This is a genomic window from Streptomyces sp. NPDC039736 (assembly GCF_055596485.1).
This window is the reverse complement of the sequence record NZ_JBVIUQ010000004.1, coordinates 12,449-35,540: the sequence shown is the minus strand read 5'-3', so window position 1 is coordinate 35,540 and position 23,092 is coordinate 12,449. Positions and strand designations below refer to the sequence as shown.

Here is a 23,092-nt window from a genome sequence, read left to right as displayed (position 1 = left end):
GTCAGGCCGCGTCAGTCCGCGTCTGTCAGGTCCTTCACGAACCAGTGCTCCGCGTACGGCTTGGAGTTGAGCGGCCCGACCTCCCGGTAGCCGTGCTTGGCGTACAGGCCGCGCGCCTCCACCAGGTCGCCCCGGGTGTCGAGCTGGAGGCGGCGGACGCCGTAGGCGCGCGCCGTCCGCTCGACCGCCGCGAGCAGCAGCCCGCCCGCGCCCGTGCCGCGCGCCTCGGGACGTACGAACACCCGCGTCAGCTCGCCCACTTCGGGCTCCAGCAGGACCATCCCCGCGCACGCCGACGGCTTCCCCCCGTACCGCCCGACGACGAACGTGCCCGTCGGCGGGACCAGCAGCCGCGTGCCGTCGTCGGTCAGACCCTCGTCGATCTCCGCCTGCGTCACCGGCCGGTTCCAGTAGCGGCCGGCGACCTCGTCGTAGTAGTCGCGGCGCAGCGTGGTGGCGTCCGGGGTGCGGGGGTGCTCGGTGGTGATGATCCAGGTCATCGCATCTCTGTACTCGACCCGGCGACCGTTTGGCCAGCGGATTACGGGCTACCCGGTGGGCGAGAGGCCCGACACAGCGCGCCCCGAGAGCAACAAGCATCGGAAAGGCAGAGCATGTCCACAGTCCTGATCATTGTGCTGATCGTGGTGGTCGTGATCGCCGTCGCGGCGGCAGTCGTCTTCCTCGGTCCCGGGCGGGGCCGTGTCGGTGGCGGCAAGTCCCTGAAGAGCCGCTTCGGCCCCGAGTACGACCGCGTACTGGCCCGCCACCAGGGCGACACCAAGGCCGCCGAGCGGGAGCTCGGCGAGCGCGTCAAGCGCTACGGCGACTTCCGGCCGCGCGAGCTGAGCCGGGAACGGCACGAGAGCTACGTGGCCCTGTGGGCCGGCGTCCAGGAGCAGTTCGTCGACTCCCCGCCGAAGGCGGTCGCCGAGGCCCACGGCCTGGTCTCCAAGGTCGCCCTGGAACGCGGCTACCCGCAGGGCGAGCAGGAGCAGATGGACGCCCTGTCCGTGCACCACGCCAAGCACCTCGACGGCTTCCGCCGGGTGGGCCGGGCGGCGCGCGGCGAGGGCGGCACGGAGGAGATGCGGGAGGCGCTGGTCGAGGCGCGCGAGCTGTTCGACGCGCTGGTCACCGACAGCGGCGGCCCCGTCACGGCGCACGGCGACCGCGGACGGCGGCACGGGCACCACGAGGACGAGCACGGTACGCACAAGCCGGGCCTGCTGGGCCGGTCCACCAAGGCCAAGGGGAGTGGAGTCTGACATGACGTACGAAGCCGGAAACGACAGGCCCGTCGACGCGCCGCAGGGCCGGGGCAAGGACCCCTCCGCGCACGGCCGTTCGACCCCCTCCGCGCGCGGCGCCGAGGCGGAGCCGGACGCGCTGCACGACCCCGTGCAGGCGGAGCGGCAGCAGCGCACCGCGCGCGACTTCGGCGTGACCGGTGCGGGCGCGTCCCCGGACGTCGGCCCGCTGCACACGCCGCCGGGCGACGGCCGCGAGCAGCACCTGACGTCGTCGTCGGCACAGGACCCCGCGCACTCGGCGGACGCCGGGCACCGGCCGGACGGCGGTCGCCTCGCGGACGGCCGGGACACCGGCCACCGCACGGGGCAGCCGGGCGCGGGCGCCCAGCTCCTGCCGCACGGCGAGCGCGACAAGCTGGGGCTGCGTCTCCAGCAGGCGGTCAACCAGTTCGTGGACGAGCCGAGGCGCGCCGTCGAGGAGGCCGACCACGTCCTGGAGGAGACCGTCCGCCACCTCACGGAGACCCTCGCCGAACACCGCCGCTCGCTGCGCGGCGGCTGGGACTCCCGGGAGCACGGCGCGGAGACCGAGGACCTGCGGGTCGCGCTGCGCAAGTACCGCGAGGTGACGGAGCGGCTGCTCCAGATCTGACACGGAGGCGGGGCGGAGCTGACACCGCTCCGCCCCGGAGGACCCTTCAGCCGTCGGCCTTCGGGCCGGTCTGCTGGACCACCTCGAACGACCACACCGTGGAACCGGAGGCGGCGGGCCTGGGACGCCCGCCGCCTTCCGCGCTGCCCTGGTGCGCCTGCTTCATCGGCCCCTCCATCCACGCCGTGAAGGACTCCTCGTCCCGCCAGCCCAACGAACGCGATTAGGCGTTCTGGAGTGGCGACGTGAAGGCATCAACGCAGGTCAAGCACGGTAGCGGAACCCCCTCGGTCCCTACAGGGGGTATGACAGACACACCCCGGAATCCCCTTGCGGAGACCGCGTTCGCGACCGAGACCCTACGGGGCGTGCGGTGCGTGCGCCTTTCCGTGCTCACCGACGAGACGACCAGCCCCGAGCGGCAGCGCGAAGCCGACGACATAGCGGCGGCATCCCTTGGCATCGAGTTCGGCGAGGGCGACCAGCTTCGCGAAGCCGTCGACCTTGATGTCTCGGCTTCCAAGATCGGCCCGTTCGAGCGGGAACAGCTTGGTGCGTGGCTCGCGCGTCCAGACGATTTTGACGCGCTGGTGTGGTGGCGGTTTGACCGGGCTATCCGGTCCATGAGCGACATGCACGAGCTTGCGAAGTGGGCCAAGCAGCATCGCAAAATGTTGGTCTTCGCCGAGGGCATCGGCGGAGGGCGGTTGGTGTTCGACTTCCGCAACCCGATGGACCCCATGAGCGAACTCATGATGATGATGCTCGCTTTTGCCGCTCAGGTGGAAGCGCAAAGCATCGCCGACCGTGTGACTGGTGCCCAAGCGGCCATCCGAAAGATGCCCCTGCGGTGGCCCGGAGGTGGAAAGCCGCCTTACGGGTACATGCCCGCCCCTATGCCCGAGGAACACGGCGGGATCGGCTGGACGCTTGTCCCGGACCCGGATGCCGTAAGAATCATTGAACGCATCATGCGCGCGCTGGTAGAGGGTGTGGCGCTCCGAGTAATTGCCGCACAACTCAACGATGAGCAAGTGCCCAGTCCGCTTGACCACTGGGCAGTCAAGAGTGGTCGTACCAGGGATGGCAGCGTACTGGATTCACGCGGCCGGCCCCGTGCACGAGGCAAATGGACTGGTGCAAATATCGGAAAGATTCTTCGTAACCCTGTCCTGTTGGGCTGGAAGATGCACAAGGGTCAGCCTGTTCGTGACAGTTCGGGTAACCCAATTCTGATCTCTGAAAGCCCGGTTCTTGAGCGTACGGAATTCGATGCCATCGCAACCATCATGGACAACAGGAACCATGGAGTCACGTTCACTGCCCGAACAGACAGTGCGGCCCTTCTTCTGGGAGTCATTCATTGCAACGGGTGTGAGGGGCGCATGTACTTGCGTGCTGGGGAACGAACGAAGCAGCGCCAAGCGCCCCTCTATGCGTGCTCGGCACAGAGCAGGGGGGAGACCTGTAATTCACCGACCAACGTCCGGGCGGATTGGGTAGACGACTACGTCACCGCCGAGTTCCTGCGGCTCGTCGGCTCGATCCAGACGATGCACGTTGTCGAGATACCGGGCTACGACCCTGCCCCCGAGCTGCGCGCCACCCTCGCAGAGTTCGAGGAACACCAGCGGCAACAGGGACGGCAGAAGTCGCAGCATGCGGCACGGGCGTGGCAGGAACGGGCGGACGCACTCGACAACCGCATAGCCGAGCTGGAGGCGAGGGAGAAGACCGAGCCGCAGCGCATCGTGACCCCGACCGGCCGAACCTTCGCCGACGAGTGGGCAGCCGCAGACACAGCGGGCCGGCGCGCGATGCTGAACGAGGCAGGGGTACGGCTCGACGTCCGGCGTGGTGTCCGTGGCGGGTGGCGCAAGCTCGATGTACGGCGCGTGGACTTCACCATGTCGGGTGAGCTGGACCCCGCAGCGGAAGCCGTCGACGGTGTAGCAACGGCGCTGGAGTCCGAAGCACGCGGCGACTTCCCGACCCCCGGGGCGAGCGTGCGTGTGGCCGAGCCGGTCCGGGAACTGATTGCCGCGTAGCGCTCACGGCCGTTCTGAGAGCCCCGTGTGGTCCGTGTGGGCTGCCGGGGCTCTCCGGTGCCCCCCGAGCCGCCTATAGGCTTGTCTGACCCCGTGCCGACATGGGTGCACGGGTGAGGCACGGTGCCTTACAGGTTCGTCCTGGAATGCAGTACGACCGTGCCGCCCGGCCCCGGTAGTCCCCGTGACCGCCGGGGCTTCCCCATGCCCGCCCTCGGGCGGTCCTGAACAGCGAGGGAGGGTGACGGGGTGACGGTTAGAACCTATTTTTTAGATCACGTATAAAAAATAGAAAGAAACCCAACACGGCACCTTGAACGTCATCCCGTCACCGCTCCGGTTCGTAGGCAAACACCCTCCCACGGAGCGCGGGAAACCTTCGGTCCCTACTACTGGGGCACCAGAGAGACCGAACCACTCGCCAGCCGCACCATGCGGGAAGGCGCGGGAAACCTTCGGTCCCTACTACTGGGGCAAGAGAGACCGGTTACCGCGCACCCACCCCAACGGGGACACACGGCGGTCTGAGTGCCTGTCTCTCGCTTGCAGCCCTGTACGCGTCCACTACGGGCCGTTCAGGGTGCGGGGACTGCCCGACTGTCCGACCCATCCTGTGAGCCTGTCTCGCGGGCAGGGGGAGACGGTACGGCAGTCCCCACCGTGTCCGGTCCGGTGTTGCCGGCGAGGACGAGCACCATCACGACAACGGGCGACCGGATGAGCAACATGCCGGTACCCATGGGCCCCATGCCGTAGGGCATGAAGATGCCCGCCGCGAACTACTTGGGGGCCGACATGACGCGTTGTTCCGACTGCACCGAGCTTGCAACGCACCGGGGACGCTGCCACACGCACCACCAGGCGTACGGACAGCGTTCCGCGGTTCGCTCTCGTCGCCGGCAGCGCAAGCGATCGGCACAGCGGCATGCGGGTGCTGCGGCACTGCGGAAACGGCTACAGGCACGGGGGCACGCGTGGTGTGACTGGTGCTTGGAAGACTTCCCGGCGGATGCCGTCGACGTCGACCACGTTCGTCCGCTGTCCCTCGGTGGCGAGGACGTGGCATCCAACGTTCAGGTGCTCTGCCGACCGTGCCACCAGCTCAAGACCGCTACGGACTTTGGGGGCAGCCCTTCCGGTGCTTCCTAGCCGTTGGAAGTGGGCTCACCATCCCTCCGGCTCCCATGGGTCCTGTCGCCACGGGTCGGGGGCGGGGTCGAGCGTACGGGCCCATTTCATCAACTCTGCCCATGCCGCATCCGCTTCCCGTGACCATGCTTCCGGGGCGTTCTCCACAATGTCGAGTGCCATAGCTACCCGCTGTTCGGCGGTGGCTAGTTGTTCATGGACGCCCTCGGGTAGTAGGTCTCCGCGCTCGTCGGCCGTGGCGTGTACTTGCTCGAAGCAGTGCGCTAGGTGGTCCCGGATCGCTCGGACGTTCTCGTTTGATGGGCGCGGTGGTACGCAGCGTTCAAGGAAGTATCCGGCCGCGAGACTGTGCCAGTAGTGGGCCTCGTGGTAGAGCTTGCGTCGCTTTGAGTCCGACAACCCCGAGTAGTACACGGGGCGTTCGCCGTTGCGCTTGGCATCTACCCGGGCTTGTTTCACCCACTGCTTGACCAGGTCGTCAACGTCTGAGTCTGAGTAGCGCTTAGCCATGGTGGCCCCCTCCGTTGTGTGTTCCCAGGCTTCCCCACCCACGAGTTCGTGACAGTTCCGCAGGACCACAAGACGTGTTGTGCGCGTCACAACCTGACCCCTGGAGAAAGCGTTGACGTACAGCGAGACCGAAGAGGTTCACGAGCACGGCCCGGACGAGCTTGCCAGGCTTGCAGACACGGTGACGGTGGTGCTGCGCCAGCGGAAGGGTACGGGGACGTCCTCGCCCGTGTGGACGACGAGCACGGCTACTGATCTTGGGGGCGTGGTGTTGAAGGAGCGCGGTATCCAGTTCCGATGACCCATGGTCCCGCTAGAACCGCATCGGCTTGGCTTTGACCGGCCTTTCTGGTGCGTAGGGGTGCACGGTGCACGCGGCGGCGAGTAGGGCGGGCTAGTCACCCGTCACGAAACCGGCTGCAACGGGGTTCGACTCCCCACACCCCGCGATGTAACGCATGTCGACGGTGGCAGCGTTACAGACCTAGCCGCCTTACTCGTTGCTAGGTACAACAGGTGGCCTTGTGTACCCCTTGCGCCACTTCATGAAATGCCGCAAGGGGTAGTGGGTCGTGGAAGTCGATGTCTCACGCTCTGCGCTGTAACGCATGTCGACGGTGGCAGCGTTACGGTTCCTGCCTGCTCTGCTCACTGTCCCGCCCACCATGCGGCCCCGATGCTGCCCGCTGCGGTGACGAGCGAGACCAGCCACACGGGCATGCGCTGAACGGTCAAGTGGAGCCCGCCGCAGCGGAGTTCGAACGCTGGTGGTGCGGCGACGGTGTCTGATCTGCGACTCATGAGGGTGTCCTCTTTCTGGGCTCCGGGGGGCCGCTGGTTATGAGTACAAGGCTAGAGCGTCATGCCAAGGAGACGTGTTTCAAACGCTGTTGGACAAAGTGCGGATGAGTTCGCCGTTTTGTCCTGGGCGAGACGTTTGGCATTGACCTAGTTCCATTTGAGTTTCTGCCCCTTGCTGCTCATGTCGCGCGCCGTTGCGTGACTTCGTAAGAGGTAATGACACTCCGCCACACGACGGCCGAAGTCCCGATAGGCGAGGTCTTCCCCCTACAACGTCCTGTTCCAGCCCCAAAAGTGGTGCGTCGGCACCTGCCGGTGTCGCGCTGATCACGCATCGAAGCTATCGCCCCCCACCCCCCATCGGAGGTACCCCCTGCCGCGTAAACCCCGCCCCCCGTGCTCTGTTCCGGGGTGCCCCGAGCTGACCACGGGCGGACGCTGCCCCGCTCATGAGAAGGAAGCGAACGCGCAGCGGGTGACGCCGGGGACGAGCGCGTACGGCCGGCGTTGGCCGCTGATCCGTAAGCGGTACCTGTACGCGCATCCGTGGTGCGTGCTCTGCTCTCGCACTGCGACGGTGGCCGACCACTTCCCCGAGTCGCGACGGCAGTTGCTCGCGCGGCGCGTGGTCAATCCGGATGCGTTCGAGCATCTGCGTCCGCTGTGCACGGCGTGCCACAACCGCGAGACCGCGAAGCATCAGCCCGGCGGATGGGCTGCCGAGAGGGTCCAGCCCCGTCGGCAGTGACCCCGTGACCAGGCGGGGACCCCCCTCTCCCGCCCTAGAAGCACGGCAGGGAGGCAAAAAACTTGCATGGCTGAATGGACCGTTTCAGTGGAGGTGTCGTTGAATGGCTGTACCCGGGGCGAAGCCCAAACCCCATATTCAGGCAGTCCGCGAGGGCACGTACCGCCCCGACCGGAATAGCGAGGGCGCACGCTTTGCCGCTCTCTCCCCGGTGGAGCCGGATTGGGGCGAGCGGCTGCCAGGCTCGTCCAGTGAGGACGTCCGGGGAAAGGCTGCCGAAGTATGGGCACGGACGATTCCCGCCCTGGTGGTGTCCGCCGGCTTGTCGGACGCGCAGCGGGAAACGGCCATTGAGTATTGCGTGACAGTCGCTCGCCTATGGCAGGCAGAGCGGGAACTATCTCGGACCGGTCTGGTGGTCGAGACGGAACGCGGGAACGTCAAGAGTCCGTGGGTGACGATTGCCCACCAGTACCGGAGTCACTTCCGGTCGCTGGTTGGTGAGTTGGGGCTTAGCCCTGCATCGGCGACCCGGATTACCCCGCCCGATTTTGGTGGGGACGACGATGGAGACATTTTCGACTGACGTTCTTCCCGTTCCGCTGGACGCGCTGCGGCAGCTCGGTTTGTCCGAGGACGAGATAGCGGAAGCGCTGGAGTCGCGCCCCCTGGTGGTGGCTGCTCAAGCGGCGAACGCACCGGGCGCGTACTTCGACGTGGCAGCCGCTCGCCGAGCCATCGGGGCGATTGAGAGTTTCCAGCACACAAAGGGGCGGTGGGGTAACTCCCGCCTCAAGTTGGACCCTTGGCAAGTCGTGTGGGTAATTGCCCCCATCTTTGGATGGCTTGCCCATGATGCCGAGCTAGGCCGTGCGGTGCGGGTGATCCGGTCGGCGTGGATTGAGGTTCCGCGGAAGAACGGTAAGTCAACGCTCTCGTCCGGTATCGGTCTGGTTTTGTTGCTCGCAGACCGAGAGATCGGCGCGGAAGTCTATGCAGCCGCAGGAAGCCTGCCGCAGGCCGAACGGGTCTTTGATGACGCTAAGCGTATGGCGCTCACTTCTAGGGCCGTACGGGGCCGCGTGGAGGTTCTGCGGGGCCTTATCCGGGTGCCGCGCACCGGCGGGGTCTTTCGTGCGCTGTCCAAAATTGCTGAAACCGCGCACGGCTTGAACGTGAGCGGGGCAATCGTCGACGAGGTTCATGTTCACAAGCGGCGTGACCTTATCGACGCTATCGAGACGGGTACAGGTGCCCGGGATCAGCCGCTCATCATTTACATCACCACTGCGGACGAGGGTGTTGAAGCGTCGATTTACGACGAGAAACACACGTACACCGAGCGGTGCGCTACGGGTGTAGTCAATGATCCTGGGCACTACGGGGTTATCTGGGCTGCCGAAGAAGGGGACGACCCTTTCGCCGAGTCCACGTGGCGTAAGGCGAATCCTGGTCTCGGTGTGTCGCCCTCGCTCGCTTATATGCGTCGTGAGGCCAACAAGGCTCGCAGTACACCTAGCTACTTCCCGACGTTCTGCCGGTTGTCGCTCAATCGCCGAATGCGTGCCGCTTCGCGGTGGCTGCCGCTCTCGCTGTGGGATGCGAACGCGGGGGCCGTCAACGACCAGTCGTTCCGCTTCCGGCGCGCGTGGGGCGGGGTCGACCTTTCCGCGGTCTCTGACCTGTCCGCTTGGGTCCTCGCCGTTGAATCCCGCGTTCCCGGTGTCGAGCTGGAGCTAATCGCTCGTTTTTGGCTGCCCGAGGAACGTGTTGACGAGCTGGAGCAACAGCTACAAGTCCCGCTGCGGGAATGGGTAGATGCAGGTCTGTTGACCCTCACCGAGGGCGACGCAATCGACTACGACGCGATTGAACGACAGATTATCGCCGACTGTCGCCGGCTGGACGTCCAGCGGATCAGCTATGACCGCATGTTTGCGGGGCAGCTCGTCCAACGGGTTGCGTCCAAGACACGTGGTGTCGATTTGGTGCCGGTGGCGCAGACCTACTTGGGAATGTCCCCCGGGTGCAAGGAACTTGAACGGCTCTTGCGTGAGGGACAGATACGGCACGGCGGTAATCCCGTGTTGCGCTGGAATGCAAGCGTGGTGGAGGTGTACCGGGACGGCAACGACAACATGCGCCCGGTCAAACCCGACCGGGGAAAGTCATCGTCCCGCATTGACGGAATAGCCGCTGCGGTCATGGCCCTTGATGGGTACGTGCGAAGGCCGATTAGACGTCCTCGCGCTGCGAGTGCTTAGGAAGGGGGTACGTGAACGAGTCACCGCTAGAGCTGACTATTCGGCTTCGCCGGAAGTTGGAAACCCGAAAGATCAAGTCTCGATTGTGGGGCAAGTATTACGATGGCGAACACCCGCTTAGCTTTATGTCTCCCGAGTTTCGAGAGCAGACCGGCGGGCTCTTTGACGGGTTCTCGGATAATTGGTGCTCCACCATTCCGAATGCCATGGTGGAGCGCATGTCGCCGCTCGGCTTTCGACTGGAGGATGGCAGCCTTGACAAGGCAGCTAGCCGGGCTTGGAAAAGCTCGGAATGCGATGTAGAGATCGGCCTTTCCATGCTGGAAAGCCTGGTTTCTGCACGGTGCTATGCGCTGGTCTGGAAACCGGACGGCGAGAACACCGAGATTACGTTTGAGCCTGAGAGCCAAGCGGTTGTCGAGTATGTTCCGGGACGCAGACGTGTCCGCTCTGCGGGTCTCAAAGTCTGGCGGGACAGCAACCTAGAGTTTGCGACGCTCTTCCTTCCTGACTATGTGTACCGGTGGCAGCGCGATGTACGGGGCGGAGCATGGAAGGAGCGCACGGCAGGGCTCCGTAAGTCAGAGCTAGCCCACTTTTCTAACCCTGTGGGCGTCGTTCCGCTGGTCGAGATACCCAATCGGACCCGCCTGGTTAAGTCTCCGGTTTCGGAGATCAAAAGTGTTATCCCCCTCCAGAACGCGATCAACACGCTATGGGCGCATGTCCTTACGGCTGCCGATAGCCTGGCGCTTCCGGCTCGTGCGGTGCTCGGTATGGACCGACCCGTACGGGAAATCGTGGACCCCGAATCCGGCGAAGTGGTGGGCGAGGAAGACGAGCCGCTTGATAGCTTCCGGAGTAATCGCCTGCTGTGGCTTGAGAAGGACACGGCGCGAATAGCAGAGTATTCCGGGGCTGATTTGGGGGGATTCCTGGATGTGATCGGCGTTATGGTCGAGCACATTGCCGCTCAGACCCGCACCCCGGGCCATTATCTGGTTGGACGGCTTTCCAATATCGCAGCGGACACGCTCGATGCCGATGAATCCGGACTAGTGGCCAAGGTTCGCGAACGCCACCGGTATACGGGTGCTTCTCTTCGCGAGATCATGCGGATTGAAGCGCTTGCCGCTGGTGAACCGAAGCGTGCCGAAGCACTCCGCTTGGGTGAGGTCATCTGGCGTGATCCGCAGTTCCGTTCGGATGCACAGTACGCGGATGCTCTCACCAAGTTGAAAGCGATCAACGTTCCGGACGAAGCCCTTTGGGAGCGGATTCCGGGTGTGACACCGGAAGAGATTGCCCGATGGAAGTCCATGCGTGACGACCAGGCGAGCGCGATTCTCGGGGGCGACCCTGCCGGGCTGTTCGGCCCCAAGAACGATGACCAGGACGAGCCGGACGAGCTGCCGGAAGCGGCATGAGTAGTAGTGCCGAGCTAGCGTCCGAGCGTCACGCACTGGTCCGGTCCGTGAATCGCTCGGTGATCACTGCGATACAAACGATGTGGAGAGATATTCCCCCGGATCGCATTCTCTCTGCGCTACAGGGGGAAGCTGGGCGGGCGATTCTGTCCGCCGTGACTGTCGGGCAAATGACCGTGGCCCAGGGGGCCGAAACATTCGTTGCAGGCTGTCTTATGGCACAGGGTGCGCCGGCTGCCCCACTCGGGCGACTCGCACCCCAAGCGCTTGTCGGGCTTGCTTCCGATGCACGCCCCCTTGCCAGTCTGCTACAGCTTCCAGCAGTAACTACGGCTCGTGCATTGGCTGTTGGGGAGTCACTGGAAGTGGCGGCGCTGCGGGGGCTTACGCAAATGGCCACTATGACGAGCACTCAAATCGCCGATACCGCGCGTGCGGCAACGTCGGTCGCCATGGCAGCCCATCCGCGCGGGGTGTCTTACGTCCGCGTGGTCAAACTACCCGCGTGCGACCGGTGCATCATCTTGGCCGGTCGGCAGTACAGCTACAGCACCGGTTTTAAACGGCACCCTCGCTGTGATTGCGGCATGGAACCCATGTCGGATGCTGAATGGCGGGCAAGTGACAGCCCCAAAAGGCTCGTTGCGCAGATGAGCCCTGAGGAGAAGCGGAAGCGGTTCGGTGAAGCGGGGGCGAAAGCCCTTGACGCTGGAGCCGACTTGGGGCAGGTCGTCAATGCGCGCCGTGGAATGGCTACCGCTGCGACTGGTCGGGGCCCGATAAACATCACGACCGAGGGCACCACCAAACGTGGTATCGGGGCTAAGGCTATGCAAGCCGAGTTCGCCAAAATCCCGGGCCGCAAGTACATGCGCGCCACGGAAGCCCGGTTGATGCCAGAGACCATTTTCAGACTTGCGGGCGACTCCCGCGAGCATCAAATAGCCATGCTGAAGAAACACGGATACATCGTGTGAGAGGGGACCTCATGTCTGAGACCGCACCGAGCCCGGATGAGCCGACCGGCGACCAGGGCACCCCGCCCGAGGGCGAGCACCAGGACGAGCGCGAGGGTGACCAGGGCAAGCCCCCGGCGGACGAGTCGACGCCGGACGGTAAGGGCGACGAGCTTTCCGCGGAACGAGCTGCCCGAGAGGCTGCCGAGAAGGAAGCCGCTCGGCTTCGCCGGTCGAATGCTGCCGTCAAGGGTGTCGACCTGGACGCGCTGCGGGACGAGATTCGCTCCGAGTTCACGGGGCAGCTCGTCCGCGCGGAGATCCGTGCGGCTGCCGCTGGTCGACTCCGGGACCCGTCGGACGCCCTCGCCCTGGTGGACACTGCCGGGCTTGTGGGAGCCGGCGGAGACGTCGACCCCGCAGCGATCACGGGCGCGCTGGACGCGCTGTTGAAGGCAAAGCCGTACTTGGCTGCCGAGTCGACCAGTGCGGCTCCGTGGGGCGACGTGGGGGCGGGGCAGCGCGGTAAGAGTGACGAGCCCGAGCCTGCCACCCCGCTTGACCGCATGAAGCGTGCTTACAGCGCTTAGCCCTTTAGCAGGAACGTTCCTGCATCCCGATTTTGGGGACGCACCACAAAGGTGCAGTCCCCTTTTTCATGCCCAAAATCAGGAGGAGATCGACACATGGCACTGTCCCTTCCCGAGGCTGCCAAGCTCTCGACCACGGAACTCCAGCGGGGCGTTGTTGAAACGTTCGTGCAGGAATCCAGCATTCTTGACCGTATCCCGCTGCTGCCCATCGAGGGAAACGCTTACGCCTACAACGAGGAGTCCACCCTTCCGGGAGTGGCATTCCGTGGCGTGAACGAGGCGTACACCGAGAGCACGGGCACGGTTAACCAGAAGAGCGAGACTCTTACGATTCTCGGTGGTGATGCCGACGTTGACCGGTTCATTGTCCAGACGCGCGGCAACCTGAATGACCAGCGCGCAGTTCAGACGCGCATGAAGATCAAGGCGGCTTCTTACAAGTTCGCGGACACCTTCTTTAACGGCGACGTGGCAACGGATGCCAAGTCCTTTGACGGTCTCCGGAAGCGGCTTACGGGGGCACAGGTGATCAGCACGGGCACGAACGGAGCCCCGATTGTGGGCGACGGAGTGAACGACGCGCACGCGTTCTTTGACAAGCTGGACGAGCTTGTTGCCACGGTTCCGGGGCTCACGGCTGCCAACGGTGCGATCTACGCGAACCGCAAGGTGATCAGCAAAATTAAGAGTGCGGCTCGTCGGCTCGGTGGATACGAGATGGTGAACGAGTCGCTTACGGGCAAGTGGGTCCCCACGTACAACGGGATTCCGCTGCTTGACCCGGGCCAGAATGCAGCCGGCGCGGACATCATCCCGCAGACCGAGACCGCCGGAACAGCAACGGACGCGTCCAGTGTCTACGCCGTGCGCTTTGGCCAGTCCGAGGACGACCGGGCGGTTACCGGGCTCACCAATGGTGGGGTGATGGTGGACGACCTTGGGCAGCTCGAAAGCAAGCCCGCTTACCGCACTCGCATTGAGTTCTATTGCGGTCTCGCTGTGTTCGGCGGTAAGGCTGCCGCACGCCTTAATGGCGTCCTCGCCAAGTAGCCGAAAGGGGTACGGAATTGCCGCCGCGTAAGCGTGCCGCAGCGTCCGCCCCGAAGGTGCCGCACACGGATGCGTGCGAATTCCCGGCACGGGTTGAGAGCTTTCCGGTTCTCGACTCGTCCGGGGTCACGCGCACCGTACGGCGGTGTCTTGAGTGCGGCGCACAGGAAATCGAATAGAGGGGGCAGGCATGGTGCTGCCCCCACTGGCCACCGTGGACGAGCTTGCCGCGTGGATGCAGTCGACGCCGGACGAGCTGCCGAACTCGGCTCCGCTGGTGCTCGATGCGGCGTCCGCCATCGTGCGGGCGGAAGCACGGCAGAACTTCACCAGGGGCACCAGCTCGGCACTGCTGTACCCGCATGAACGGTGGGCGGTGCTGCCGCAACGTCCCGTGGTCTCGGTGCAGACCGTCCACCAGGGCGGGCAGCTCGTTGACGCCGAGCGGTGGCAGCTTGTCCGGGACCGGCTACGGCTTCCAACCGACCAGCCGGCGACCGTCACCTACACGCACGGGTATGCAGCCGTTCCCGGTGACGTGCTCGCCGTGGTGCTCACCCTCGCCGGTCGCGTGCTTTCGAACCCCGGTGACCTACGGCAAGAGTCCGTGGGGTCGGTGTCCGTGACCTACGCGGCCGAGACCATCGGCGCATCCCTCGCCCCCGCGGACCGGGACCTACTCGGCCGGTACCGCAAGCGCGTTGCGGTGGTGGGGCTCCGGTGACGCTGCACTACACACAGACGGTCGTGATTCTCCGGGCCCCGTACGTGGTCGACCGGTACGGCAACACGACGGCCGAGCGGGATTGGACGAGCGCGACCAGGACCACCGTCCGCCGAGTGAGCGTCCAGCCCGACGCGTCGACCGAGGACACCGGGGACCGGCCCGTCGTCGTCTCCGGGTGGCGACTGGTCACCCGCCGGGGCGTCGACGTCGACCTAGGCCCCGGGGACCGCGTGATTGCCCTCGGGCGGGTCCTGGACGTCGACGGGGACGTATCCCGCTGGACGCTCGGGCACCGGCACCACCACACCGAAGCACACCTAAAGGAGGTGACCGGGTGAAGCGGTTCCGCCCGAACATGCAAGGCATCAACTCCCTTATGAAAACGCCCGAGGTGGGGGCGGAAGTGCGGCGGGTGGCCGAGCGCATCGCGTCCGCTGCGGAGTCGGCCACGGGGGGCGAGTTCCGGACCGACTCCGCTCTAGGGTCGCGCCGGTGGCGTGCTGCGGTGATCGGGAATTACAAGAAGCACGGCGACCGCGAGGGCACCCGGGATGCGCTGTTGCGGGGCATGGACGGTGCCGATTGAGCCGACTGCCCCTGGTCGTCATGCCGGACGCCGTAGCAGTGGTGACCACCTATCTCCGGGAAGCCCTTCCGGCAGTCGGCGAGCGGGTACCGGTGGTGTCCCGTGTGCCCTCGCCACGGCCGGCCCGGTTCGTACGGGTCCGGAGGGTCGGGGGCACACGGCAAACGGTCGTCTCAGACCGGCCACGGCTCGACGTCCACGCGTGGGCTGTCACCGAGGGCGACGCGTCCGACTTGGCCGAGCTGGTGCGCGCGGTGCTTGCCCGGATGCCGGGAGTTCGCGGCGGAGTCACTGTCTACCGCGTGACCGAAGTGGGTGGCCCGATGTGGCTGCCCGACGAGAAGACCGGTGCTGCGCGGTACGCGTTCGCGGTCGAAATCCACATGCGCGGGCGGGTGCTCGACACCCCGAAGCCCGGCAACTGAAATCGCTTTTCCTTTACTCCGAGGGGACACCCATGTCTCTGAACGCCAATGCGGTGCGCGTCGCCATTACCGGCGCTGCGTACGTCGCAAATCCAAAGTCAAAGCTGCCCGTTGACGCCACCACCCCATGGGATGCCGCATTCGTAGATATCGGCTGGATCTCCGATGACGGCATTACCGAATCGAACTCGGCTGACACCAGCGAGGTGAAGGGGTGGCAGGGCGGGCAGACCGTCCGCAAGGTCATCAGCTCGTCCGAGATGACATTCTCGTTCACGGCCATTGAGACCAGCAAAACCGTGCTGGAGCTGTACCACAAGGGCTCAAAGGTCGTGACGACGTCCGGCAAGAGCGTGCTTGCCATCAAGGCCCCGGGCCCGGACAAGCGCGTTTTTGGATTCGACGTCATTGACGGCAACAGCCATATCCGCATCGCGATTCCGGACTGCGAGGTCACCGAAACCGGCGATATCACGTACAAGGGCGACGAGGCCATTGCGTACGAGCTGACCATTACGGCCTACCCGGGGCCGGACGGTGTGGTTGCCATCAAGTACAGCGATGACCCCGCATGGTCGACCACCCCCGCCGCCTAACCCCCCCTTTTTTTTGCCCTTTTGCAGAACCGTTTCTGCTAGATCGTTTGGAATATGCATGGACAACGTCTTTGACCTCAACGTCTGGGTGAAGGAAGCCCGGCGCGAGCCCTTCCAATTCGAGCTTGCGGACTACGTCTTCACCCTGCCTGCCGCTGCGTCGCTGGATAAGAAGATCCTCCGTTCGGTGAATCTCTCCGCGCCGAGCACGGGCGACATTGAGACCCTGCTCAAGGAAGGTCTCGCCGAACAGTGGCAGGCATTCGACGCGCTGCCGCTTCCGCTCGGTGCACTCGGTGAGCTTTTCCGGCGGTGGCAGGCGCACGAGGGTGCCCCGGTGGGGGAATCGTCGGGCTCTTCCAACTCCTGAGCGAGTTCGGAGAGCCCATAGAGGCAGACTTTCAGCGCTACTACCAGACAGACATCCGGGACGTCTTCAGACCCGGTACGGGGCTCACATGGCGGCGGGTGCGGGCTTTGCTCGTCTCGCTGCCTGCCGACTCGGCACTAGCTCGCTCGATGGGCGGGGACGACGCGATATGGACGCTGGAGACGCAGCTACTCGCGGGAATTCACGATCGGCTCGCGGAGGGGAATTGGCAGCGCGGGAACGCAGGGGCCAAGTCCCCGAGTCGCCGCCCCTCTCCGATTCCCCGCCCCGGTGTGGGTGCTGGCCGCATTGGCGGAACCGAGCGCGACCAGCAGGAAGTTGCCGGATACCTCGCAGGACTTCAGCCGACAACGGGGGTTGAAAATGGCTGTTGAGGTCGGCATGGGGTACGTGTCCGTGGTTCCCGAAGTCGCGGGGTTCGCGGGCGAGTTGGAAAGGCAGATAACGGGTCCTGCGGCTTCCGCGGGGGCCGAGGGTGGGCAGGCAGCCGGCGAGGGCTTCACCGGGAAAATGGGTGGGGTCCTAAAGGGCGGGCTTGCCGCAGTGGGCATTGCCGGAATGGCTGTCCTGGTCAAGGGGTTCGGGGACGCCCTCGCGCAGAGTGGCATTGACGGCAAGATCCAAGCCACCCTAGGCAGTACGCCGGCGGAAGCCGCCCGGTACGGAAAGACTGCCGGTCAGCTTTACGCCCATGGCATCACGGGCTCGGTGGAGGAAGCGGCAGCCGCGATATCCGGTGTGATGCGCTCGGGCATTCTTCCGCCGGACGCCACCAACGCGCAGATTGAATCCATCACGGGAAAGGTCGCCAACCTTTCCGACACCTTCGAGCTGGACCTAGGCCAGACCAGTAATGCAGTCGGGCAGATTCTCAAGAATGGTCTAGCGAAGGATGGCACGGAAGCGCTCGATATCCTCACCGCTGGAATGCAGCGGATGGGTCCGCGCGCCGACGACATGGCGGACACCTTCAATGAGTACAGCACCAAATTCCGGGACCTCGGGCTATCTGCTAAAGACGCAATGGGGCTCATGTCCCAAGGTCTGCAAGCGGGTGCCCGGGATACCGATACGGTCGCCGATGCTCTGAAGGAATTTCAAATCCTCGCGACGGACGGCAGCAAGAGCAGCGCCGAAGCCTATAAGGCAATCGGGCTGAATGCCGAGGAGATGACCCGCAAGGTAGCTGGTGGCGGGGCGGGTGCCCGACAGGGCTTGCAGCAAGTCCTAGACGGCATCAAGGCCATTAAGGACCCCGCCGAAAGGAACGCTGCGGCAGTCGGACTTTTCGGAACTAAGGCCGAGGATCTTGGACAAGCGCTTTTCGCGTTGAATCCCGCTACTGCGGTTAAAGCTCTCGGTGATACTGCCGGGGCTGCCGAACGGATGGGTGACGCGCTCCATAACAACGCGGGCGCGAAAGTCGAACAGTTCAAACGCGGGCTGGAAGTCGGCCTAACGAATTTCATGGGCGGGACTGTCATTCCCGCTCTGACGTCATTCGGTTCGTTCTTGGGTACGACGTTCGGCCCGGCTCTCAGTGCCGGTAAGGAACTCGTATCGGGGTTTTTCGGGGTTTTCTCCGGGGGCTCCGGTGGTGCGTCGATATCCGGGCTCGGGCAATCGCTCGTCGGGCTGGTGTCGACTGTCCGTGACGCACTCTCGCCGAGCCTTTCCGGGCTGGTGTCGATATTCACGACGACTGTTCTACCTGCTTTGCAAGGCGTGTGGAACGTCGTTTCCACGCAACTCGCACCGGCCCTTATGTCGCTGTGGTCGGCTATCTCTAGCTCGCTGTCGCCCATCCTTAGCGGGCTCGCGAGAATCTTCACGGAATACGTGCTGCCCGCAGCGATGAAAGTCTACGCGGCCTTTGTCGAGAATGTGCAGCCGATCATTTCGGCTTTCGCCGAGTTCATTCAATCCCGGGTTGTTCCTGCCGTCCAGCTCATAGGCGGGAAGCTCGCCGAGCTGGTCCAGAAAGCACAACCTGTCATTTCGGTTGTGGCGTCCATCGTGTCTTGGGTCGGGCAGCTCGCAGCCAAGATCCTAGGTGCTGTCATCCCGGTTATCGTCAATTTGGCCGGCCCCATCTTTTCGGGGCTGATATCCGTCCTCGGTACCGTGATTGGCTGGATCGGCGACGCTATCGGGTGGGTCGTGAAAATCGGCTCATCTTTCGGTGATGCCGGAAAATGGATCAAGGATTTCAGCAAGCAAGCAGTAAACAAGATCGGTGAGTTCGTCCAATGGCTTACCGGGCTGCCCCAGCGCATCGGAAAAGCGCTAGGCGATTTCGGCAGTCTCCTGGTCGACAAGGGCAAAGACCTCGTGCGCGGACTCTGGGAGGGAGTGAAAGCGCTCGGGAAATGGCTCGCCGGAAAACTGCTCGGGTGGGCGAAGGATATTATCCCGGGACCGATTGCTAAGGCACTTGGAATCAACTCTCCATCGCGGCTTATGCGTGATGAGATTGGTCGGTGGATTCCGCCGGGCATCATTGAGGGAATCGACCGTGAGCAAGACGCGCTAGACGCACGCCTAAAGGCTATGGTCACGGTTCCGAAGATTCCCGCTTTCTCGGCACCCAAGCCTCTTATATCGCGAGCTAACGACGCCCGGCAGGACGCTTTCGAAAGGTATCTGCGCGAGATTCGTGCGGCCGGTGTTCCCGAAGTCGTCGTCAAGATCGGCAGCGAAGAAATAGCCCGTGCCGTGGTACAGGGAAACCGCGTATTGGGAAGGAGGTAGCCGCATGTGGATTGGTCGTCCTGGTGCACTCCGGGAAATTACCGACGGGGCGAAGTCATTCGACCGGTCACCCGATCTCGGGGTGTCTGAGTTCCGGGCACTGGACGGGGGTGTCACTACGTGGGTGCCACCCTTTCGCCCTCGCCGGCTCAAACTCCAGTGGGATGCCATGCAGCGTGCGGACGTGGCGCATCTGGACCGGCTTGCGGACCGTACTGACGGGGTCGGCCCGATAGTGGTCCTAGACCCGCTTTCAGGCAACATGCTCGCCCCCGGGCAAGCGGCCGGAAAGGTGGCCGACGGTATTGCACAATGGTCGTTTGACCAGCGATACGGCGAAGTTTCTCGCGCGTTTGAAGACCAGGTTATTTTCATTGCTAAGCCCCCTGCCGGGGGGACGGTCGAGTTGACTTGGGTATGGCACGCGAAGATGCCCCGCTTCCCCGTTCACGCGGGAGTCCCCATCACATGGTGGCCTTACGGAATATCAACACCGATATTTGCGGAAGGTTTCTATCTGAACTGGTTCGACAGTGCGGGAAAGGTGGTTGCTACGTCGCGCGGGACCCCTCCGGCACCGCTGGAAGCCGTAGCCCCCGTGGGTGCGGTGTCGGTGCAGCCGTCCGTAAAGATCAAAGAGACGACTTGGCTACTGGGCGGGGCGGTGCTTGCGTTGGGGTATCGGGCGGCACTGCTCAACTCTGGCGACCGGCCACCGGGTGACGGGTGCGGGCCGTACAGCATCACGGGCTATTCGCACTCGGCCACGTCTGGTGACGGGCAGTTCCGGGATATCGGGCTGGAGCTGGTGGCGGTGACGCCGTGAAGGAAGCAACTACCGCCCAAGTCAGTGCACTTGAGACAAGCGAACGGCAACCCGCACACGCCACTCGGCTCGGTGGGCAAGACGTGAGCAGACAAGTCGAGTCGTGGTCGCTGGATCAGTCGTACGGCACTGATCTGCCGGACGCCATGCGCGCGTTTTCCGGGGTGTCCAGTGCGCAGCTCGGTATGTCCCTGGTGGGTACCGGCGGGCAGTTGGCCCCCGCACTGTACGGGCCATGGGCTCCACGTTCGTCCGGTGATCTGGCCCGGCCCGGACAGTCGGTCGTGCATGGGTGGGGGGTCGGGTCTGTGCTCCCTGCATTCCGCGGGTCGCTCCGCTCTCGGTCCGCCGAGTCCGGCGGGGACCTGGTCCAGCTCTCCGCGCTCGACGGTGCGGAGCGTCTGCGGATGCCGGCCCGGGTGCCACGGCCTGAGGGAGCGCTACGTGCGTCCGGGTGGGGTTCGTCGTGGGCGGCGTCGCCGGAATGGGTGGTGGACCATCTGCTACGGAACGCGGGCATTCACACGTGCCCACCTCCCCGCCCGGACAGTTCGCTGTACGTCCCCCTTCACGGGGGCATTGCCGCCGGTATCGGCTATCTCGAATCGACATCCGGGGGCTGGGGTGAGTGGTACAAGGCCGGTGCGCCGTTCGAGTGTGCTGCCGAGGGTGGGTGGGGAACTCCCTATCAAGCAACCTACGTGCCGGAAAGCCTGCCTCTCTTCGGGCGTACAGCCGGCCTGTGGTTTGAATTCTGGGCGGTGAATAAACCACCGCATGGGGATTCGGTCGTTGAGATTCATTCGTCGTGGTCGCTGGTGGAAGGTCGTTTTAACTATCTGACACTCACGGCGAATTTCACAAAAGGCACTCTGACCGCATCATGCGGGGCAGACCCGGACCCGACGAAGAATCCGTCCTTGGTGTGGACCTGGACTGAAATGACACCGGTTGACCGGCCCATGCATGTCGGGTGGTGGGTACGCAGCACGGGGCGACTCACTATTACACCCACTTTCACAGTGGGCAACGGAACCCCATTCATTTTCAATGATGGGTTTATGGACGCTCCAACGATGCAGCATTCGACGGTTACCCGGGTCCGATTCGGGCTCAACAATGCCCACGCTGAATGTTTTCAAATGTCCACACCGGCCACCCGGCCCACGACAACCGCCGAGATAACCCAACGGGGAACCTGGCAGCGTACAGCGTCACTGACACGTCCCGCTTTCCCTCTCCGCACGCTCCCTGCCGTCAAGGGCAGCGCATGGGACGTCATCACGGAAATAGCTCGGGCCACACTGTCCACGGCCGAGTTCCTGCCCAACGGCCAATTCCGGTGGCGGAACTACTCCCGATGGGCAACCGCTCCGACTGCCGCAGACATCACGGTGACGTCCGCCCGGGAACTCGGGTCACTCACCCTGACCGAGGAAATCGACGCATGCCGAAACGCGGTAACCGTGACCGTAGCGGACTGGACCAGCGTTAGGGCTTCCGGCACGGAGAATCTGACAGACAGTGCGTCAGGCACGGCCATTGCGGCGGGGGCGACCCTGGTGCGGACGATTCCGATTCAGGAGACCGCAGCGGACCCGCGCACCCCGCAGTGTCTCCAGAGCGGAGCACCGGTGACCACGCCTGACCGGGTGGTCATCCGAGCTGGTGCAGCCGCTACGACCGAGCTGGACCCGCGCAGCGTCGAAACCCACATGACCCGTGAGGGCGGGCTACTCACGCTCTCACTCCGCAACCGCGGAACGGCAACGGTGTATTACCACGGTGCCATTCTGTCGACTATCAAACCGGACCGAGAGCCCGCACCGTACCGGGCATCCGCCATTCACGCGGAAAGCCAACGGTCCTACGGGGTGCAGGAATACGAACACGACGTTCGCGGGTGGGTGCAGACCCTCACGGCCGCACAGGCACTCGCGAACGCGTTGCGGGACTCCGGGGCGTATCCCATCCCGCTGTTGCAGTCGGTAGAGATCCTGCCCGATCCACGTATTGAGCTGGGCGACGTGGTGAGGGTCCGGGACACCACCGGGGCGCAACTGGACACGTTGGCATGGGTGATCGGAATTAAAACGTCGGGCAGCTCGGGCCGCATCACGCAGACACTCACATTGCGCGGGACCAGGGCGAACGGGGTCCCGTCGGATTCCGGGCTGTCTCCAGACCCGCCCGTTGACCCTGTAGCGGCCCCGCCCGCATAGAGAGGGGGATTCATGGGGGATGAGACTCCGGACCCGCTAGGGGTCCACATAGGGATTCGCGAGATTTACCGCGAGGTCATTGGTACCCGCGAGGACGTGCGCGCGCTTGCACAGCAAGGGGAGAACGTGGACGAGACATTGGAGGATCACGAGACCCGTATTCGGGGTCTTGAGTCGGAGCGCGGGAAGTTCGTTCTTCCCGTTGCGCTGATTACCGCTGTAGCGACCGTAGTTGCTGCCGGGCTCACGGTGGTGAAGCTCGCCGGACAGTAGCACCAGAACAACCACCAGCCCCGTGCCGGGCTTACCGGGCGGGGCTTTTTCATGCCCAAAACCAGGGGGATTCATGGGAACCGTAGACGCAATGATCAGCGCTGCGACGGCATCACTCGGCTACAAGGAAGGGCGAAACAATGACACCACCTTTGGCCGGTGGTACGGGCTGAACTTCAATCCGTGGTGCGACATGGCGGTGTCCAAGTGGGCTGCGGACAGCGGGAATGCGTCCGTGGTCGGACACTTCGCCTATTGCCCGAGCCACGTGAACCATTTCAAGGCCCGCGGACAGTGGCACGGTCGCACGGCTGCCGCGAAGCGCGGGGACGTCGTCTTCTTTTCGTGGGACGGGGGACCCGTCGCCGATCACGTCGGGCTCGTCACCGAGGACAGCGCACCGGGGCAGACCGTCCGCACGATTGAGGGCAACACCAGCGCGGGCAGCTCGGGCAGTCAGAGCAACGGTGACGGGGTCTACCGCAGGACCCGGAACCGCGCGGTGGTGCTCGGGTTCGGCCGACCCGCGTACGACCCGCCGCGTGACCTCGCCCCGTTCCCGGGTGACAAGTTCTTCCGGTCCTCGCCCCGCTCTCCGCTGATCACTGCCATGGGCCGGCGACTCGTCGCCGAGGGTTGTTCCGCGTACAAGACCGGCCCGGGGCCGCAGTGGTCGGACGCCGACCGCGAGAGCTTCCGGAAGTGGCAGCGAAAGCTAGGTGACTCCGGTTCCAACGCCGACGGATGGCCGGGCCCGCGTCAGTGGGACGCACTGCGCGTGCCCCGTTCCTGAACACGTCCCGTGACGGTCGACCCGTTCCGCGGGGGCCAGCTCGGGATTGCA

At 64.5% G+C, this 23,092-nt stretch carries 25 protein-coding genes and 1 pseudogene; 22 read left to right on the top strand and 4 right to left on the bottom strand.

What is annotated here, in order from left to right:
- Nucleotides 1–11 precede the first annotated feature (11 nt).
- Entirely contained in the window at nucleotides 12–500 is a 489-nt protein-coding gene (locus ACZ56L_RS13400) for a GNAT family N-acetyltransferase (RefSeq protein ID WP_471063936.1), read from the bottom strand.
- A gap of 114 nt (nucleotides 501–614) precedes the next feature.
- Between ACZ56L_RS13400 and ACZ56L_RS13395 the strand changes: the two genes are divergently transcribed.
- Together ACZ56L_RS13395 and ACZ56L_RS13390 are read left to right on the top strand one after the other, a co-directional pair.
- Entirely contained in the window at nucleotides 615–1,268 is a 654-nt protein-coding gene (locus ACZ56L_RS13395) for a hypothetical protein (RefSeq protein ID WP_401757288.1), read from the top strand.
- A gap of 1 nt (nucleotide 1,269) precedes the next feature.
- Nucleotides 1,270–1,905 (top strand): hypothetical protein, encoded by a 636-nt coding sequence (locus ACZ56L_RS13390; RefSeq protein ID WP_345223319.1) that lies wholly within the window; start codon nucleotides 1,270–1,272, stop codon nucleotides 1,903–1,905.
- 46 nt (nucleotides 1,906–1,951) lie between these two features.
- Here ACZ56L_RS13390 and ACZ56L_RS13385 read toward each other — a convergent pair.
- Nucleotides 1,952–2,113, bottom strand: a pseudogene (locus ACZ56L_RS13385) (antibiotic biosynthesis monooxygenase); the annotation flags it as partial.
- 97 nt (nucleotides 2,114–2,210) lie between these two features.
- On the opposite strand from ACZ56L_RS13385, the gene ACZ56L_RS13380 reads away from it, so the two are divergent.
- Complete coding sequence (locus ACZ56L_RS13380) at nucleotides 2,211–3,953, top strand: recombinase family protein (protein WP_471063934.1); 1,743 nt, start codon at nucleotides 2,211–2,213, stop codon at nucleotides 3,951–3,953.
- Between the two features lie 759 nt (nucleotides 3,954–4,712).
- A complete protein-coding gene (locus tag ACZ56L_RS13375) occupies nucleotides 4,713–5,102 on the top strand; it encodes an HNH endonuclease (RefSeq protein ID WP_471063932.1) in 390 nt (129 codons plus the stop codon).
- 15 nt (nucleotides 5,103–5,117) lie between these two features.
- Here ACZ56L_RS13375 and ACZ56L_RS13370 read toward each other — a convergent pair whose 3' ends face one another.
- Nucleotides 5,118–5,612, bottom strand: a complete 495-nt coding sequence (locus ACZ56L_RS13370; RefSeq protein WP_468685865.1) for a hypothetical protein — start codon at nucleotides 5,610–5,612, stop codon at nucleotides 5,118–5,120.
- Between the two features lie 112 nt (nucleotides 5,613–5,724).
- Here ACZ56L_RS13370 and ACZ56L_RS13365 point away from each other — a divergent pair, with 112 nt between their 5' ends.
- Nucleotides 5,725–5,913: a hypothetical protein gene (locus ACZ56L_RS13365; RefSeq protein ID WP_471063930.1), complete on the top strand. Its 189-nt coding sequence runs from the start codon at nucleotides 5,725–5,727 to the stop codon at nucleotides 5,911–5,913.
- Between the two features lie 347 nt (nucleotides 5,914–6,260).
- Here the strand turns inward: ACZ56L_RS13365 and ACZ56L_RS13360 are convergent, their stop codons facing one another.
- Nucleotides 6,261–6,413, bottom strand: coding sequence for a hypothetical protein (locus ACZ56L_RS13360; protein ID WP_471063928.1), 153 nt, complete (start codon nucleotides 6,411–6,413; stop codon nucleotides 6,261–6,263).
- 851 nt (nucleotides 6,414–7,264) lie between these two features.
- Between ACZ56L_RS13360 and ACZ56L_RS13355 the strand changes: the two genes are divergently transcribed.
- From ACZ56L_RS13355 to ACZ56L_RS13275, 17 genes are all read left to right on the top strand, one after another.
- Nucleotides 7,265–7,747, top strand: a complete 483-nt coding sequence (locus ACZ56L_RS13355; protein WP_471063926.1) for a P27 family phage terminase small subunit — start codon at nucleotides 7,265–7,267, stop codon at nucleotides 7,745–7,747.
- The gene (locus tag ACZ56L_RS13350; RefSeq protein WP_471063925.1) at nucleotides 7,728–9,425 is read left to right on the top strand and encodes a terminase large subunit; all 1,698 of its coding nucleotides are present in this window, start codon (nucleotides 7,728–7,730) and stop codon (nucleotides 9,423–9,425) included. Before ACZ56L_RS13355 ends, ACZ56L_RS13350 begins: the two co-directional genes overlap by 20 nt.
- An 11-nt stretch (nucleotides 9,426–9,436) precedes the next feature.
- Entirely contained in the window at nucleotides 9,437–10,852 is a 1,416-nt protein-coding gene (locus ACZ56L_RS13345) for a phage portal protein (protein WP_471063923.1), read from the top strand.
- Nucleotides 10,849–11,829 carry a VG15 protein gene (locus ACZ56L_RS13340; RefSeq protein WP_471063921.1) on the top strand — a complete coding sequence of 327 codons (981 nt, stop codon included), beginning with the start codon at nucleotides 10,849–10,851 and terminating at the stop codon, nucleotides 11,827–11,829. Before ACZ56L_RS13345 ends, ACZ56L_RS13340 begins: the two co-directional genes overlap by 4 nt.
- Before the next feature lie 11 nt (nucleotides 11,830–11,840).
- On the top strand, nucleotides 11,841–12,398 hold the full coding sequence (locus tag ACZ56L_RS13335) for a hypothetical protein (RefSeq protein WP_471063919.1): 558 nt from the start codon (nucleotides 11,841–11,843) through the stop codon (nucleotides 12,396–12,398).
- Between the two features lie 96 nt (nucleotides 12,399–12,494).
- Nucleotides 12,495–13,451 carry a major capsid protein gene (locus ACZ56L_RS13330; RefSeq protein WP_471063917.1) on the top strand — a complete coding sequence of 319 codons (957 nt, stop codon included), beginning with the start codon at nucleotides 12,495–12,497 and terminating at the stop codon, nucleotides 13,449–13,451.
- A gap of 190 nt (nucleotides 13,452–13,641) precedes the next feature.
- Nucleotides 13,642–14,175 carry a hypothetical protein gene (locus ACZ56L_RS13325; RefSeq protein ID WP_471063915.1) on the top strand — a complete coding sequence of 178 codons (534 nt, stop codon included), beginning with the start codon at nucleotides 13,642–13,644 and terminating at the stop codon, nucleotides 14,173–14,175.
- Entirely contained in the window at nucleotides 14,172–14,516 is a 345-nt protein-coding gene (locus ACZ56L_RS13320) for a hypothetical protein (protein WP_468685845.1), read from the top strand. Before ACZ56L_RS13325 ends, ACZ56L_RS13320 begins: the two co-directional genes overlap by 4 nt.
- Nucleotides 14,513–14,764 carry a hypothetical protein gene (locus tag ACZ56L_RS13315; RefSeq protein WP_471063913.1) on the top strand — a complete coding sequence of 84 codons (252 nt, stop codon included), beginning with the start codon at nucleotides 14,513–14,515 and terminating at the stop codon, nucleotides 14,762–14,764. Before ACZ56L_RS13320 ends, ACZ56L_RS13315 begins: the two co-directional genes overlap by 4 nt.
- A 302-nt stretch (nucleotides 14,765–15,066) precedes the next feature.
- Complete coding sequence (locus ACZ56L_RS13310) at nucleotides 15,067–15,189, top strand: hypothetical protein (protein WP_471063911.1); 123 nt, start codon at nucleotides 15,067–15,069, stop codon at nucleotides 15,187–15,189.
- Nucleotides 15,190–15,221: 32 nt separating this feature from the next.
- Entirely contained in the window at nucleotides 15,222–15,785 is a 564-nt protein-coding gene (locus ACZ56L_RS13305; RefSeq protein ID WP_471063909.1) for a phage tail tube protein, read from the top strand.
- Between the two features lie 58 nt (nucleotides 15,786–15,843).
- Entirely contained in the window at nucleotides 15,844–16,155 is a 312-nt protein-coding gene (locus ACZ56L_RS13300) for a hypothetical protein (protein WP_471063907.1), read from the top strand.
- Nucleotides 16,156–16,539: 384 nt separating this feature from the next.
- The gene (locus ACZ56L_RS13295) at nucleotides 16,540–18,927 is read left to right on the top strand and encodes a phage tail tape measure protein (RefSeq protein ID WP_471063905.1); all 2,388 of its coding nucleotides are present in this window, start codon (nucleotides 16,540–16,542) and stop codon (nucleotides 18,925–18,927) included.
- A 184-nt stretch (nucleotides 18,928–19,111) separates the two neighbouring features.
- Nucleotides 19,112–19,753: a hypothetical protein gene (locus ACZ56L_RS13290; protein ID WP_471063903.1), complete on the top strand. Its 642-nt coding sequence runs from the start codon at nucleotides 19,112–19,114 to the stop codon at nucleotides 19,751–19,753.
- Between the two features lie 491 nt (nucleotides 19,754–20,244).
- Entirely contained in the window at nucleotides 20,245–21,975 is a 1,731-nt protein-coding gene (locus ACZ56L_RS13285) for a hypothetical protein (RefSeq protein WP_471063900.1), read from the top strand.
- A 12-nt stretch (nucleotides 21,976–21,987) separates the two neighbouring features.
- Nucleotides 21,988–22,248 carry a hypothetical protein gene (locus tag ACZ56L_RS13280; RefSeq protein WP_471063898.1) on the top strand — a complete coding sequence of 87 codons (261 nt, stop codon included), beginning with the start codon at nucleotides 21,988–21,990 and terminating at the stop codon, nucleotides 22,246–22,248.
- A 91-nt stretch (nucleotides 22,249–22,339) separates the two neighbouring features.
- Entirely contained in the window at nucleotides 22,340–23,041 is a 702-nt protein-coding gene (locus tag ACZ56L_RS13275) for a peptidoglycan-binding protein (protein ID WP_471063896.1), read from the top strand.
- The last annotated feature ends 51 nt before the right edge of the window (nucleotides 23,042–23,092 follow it).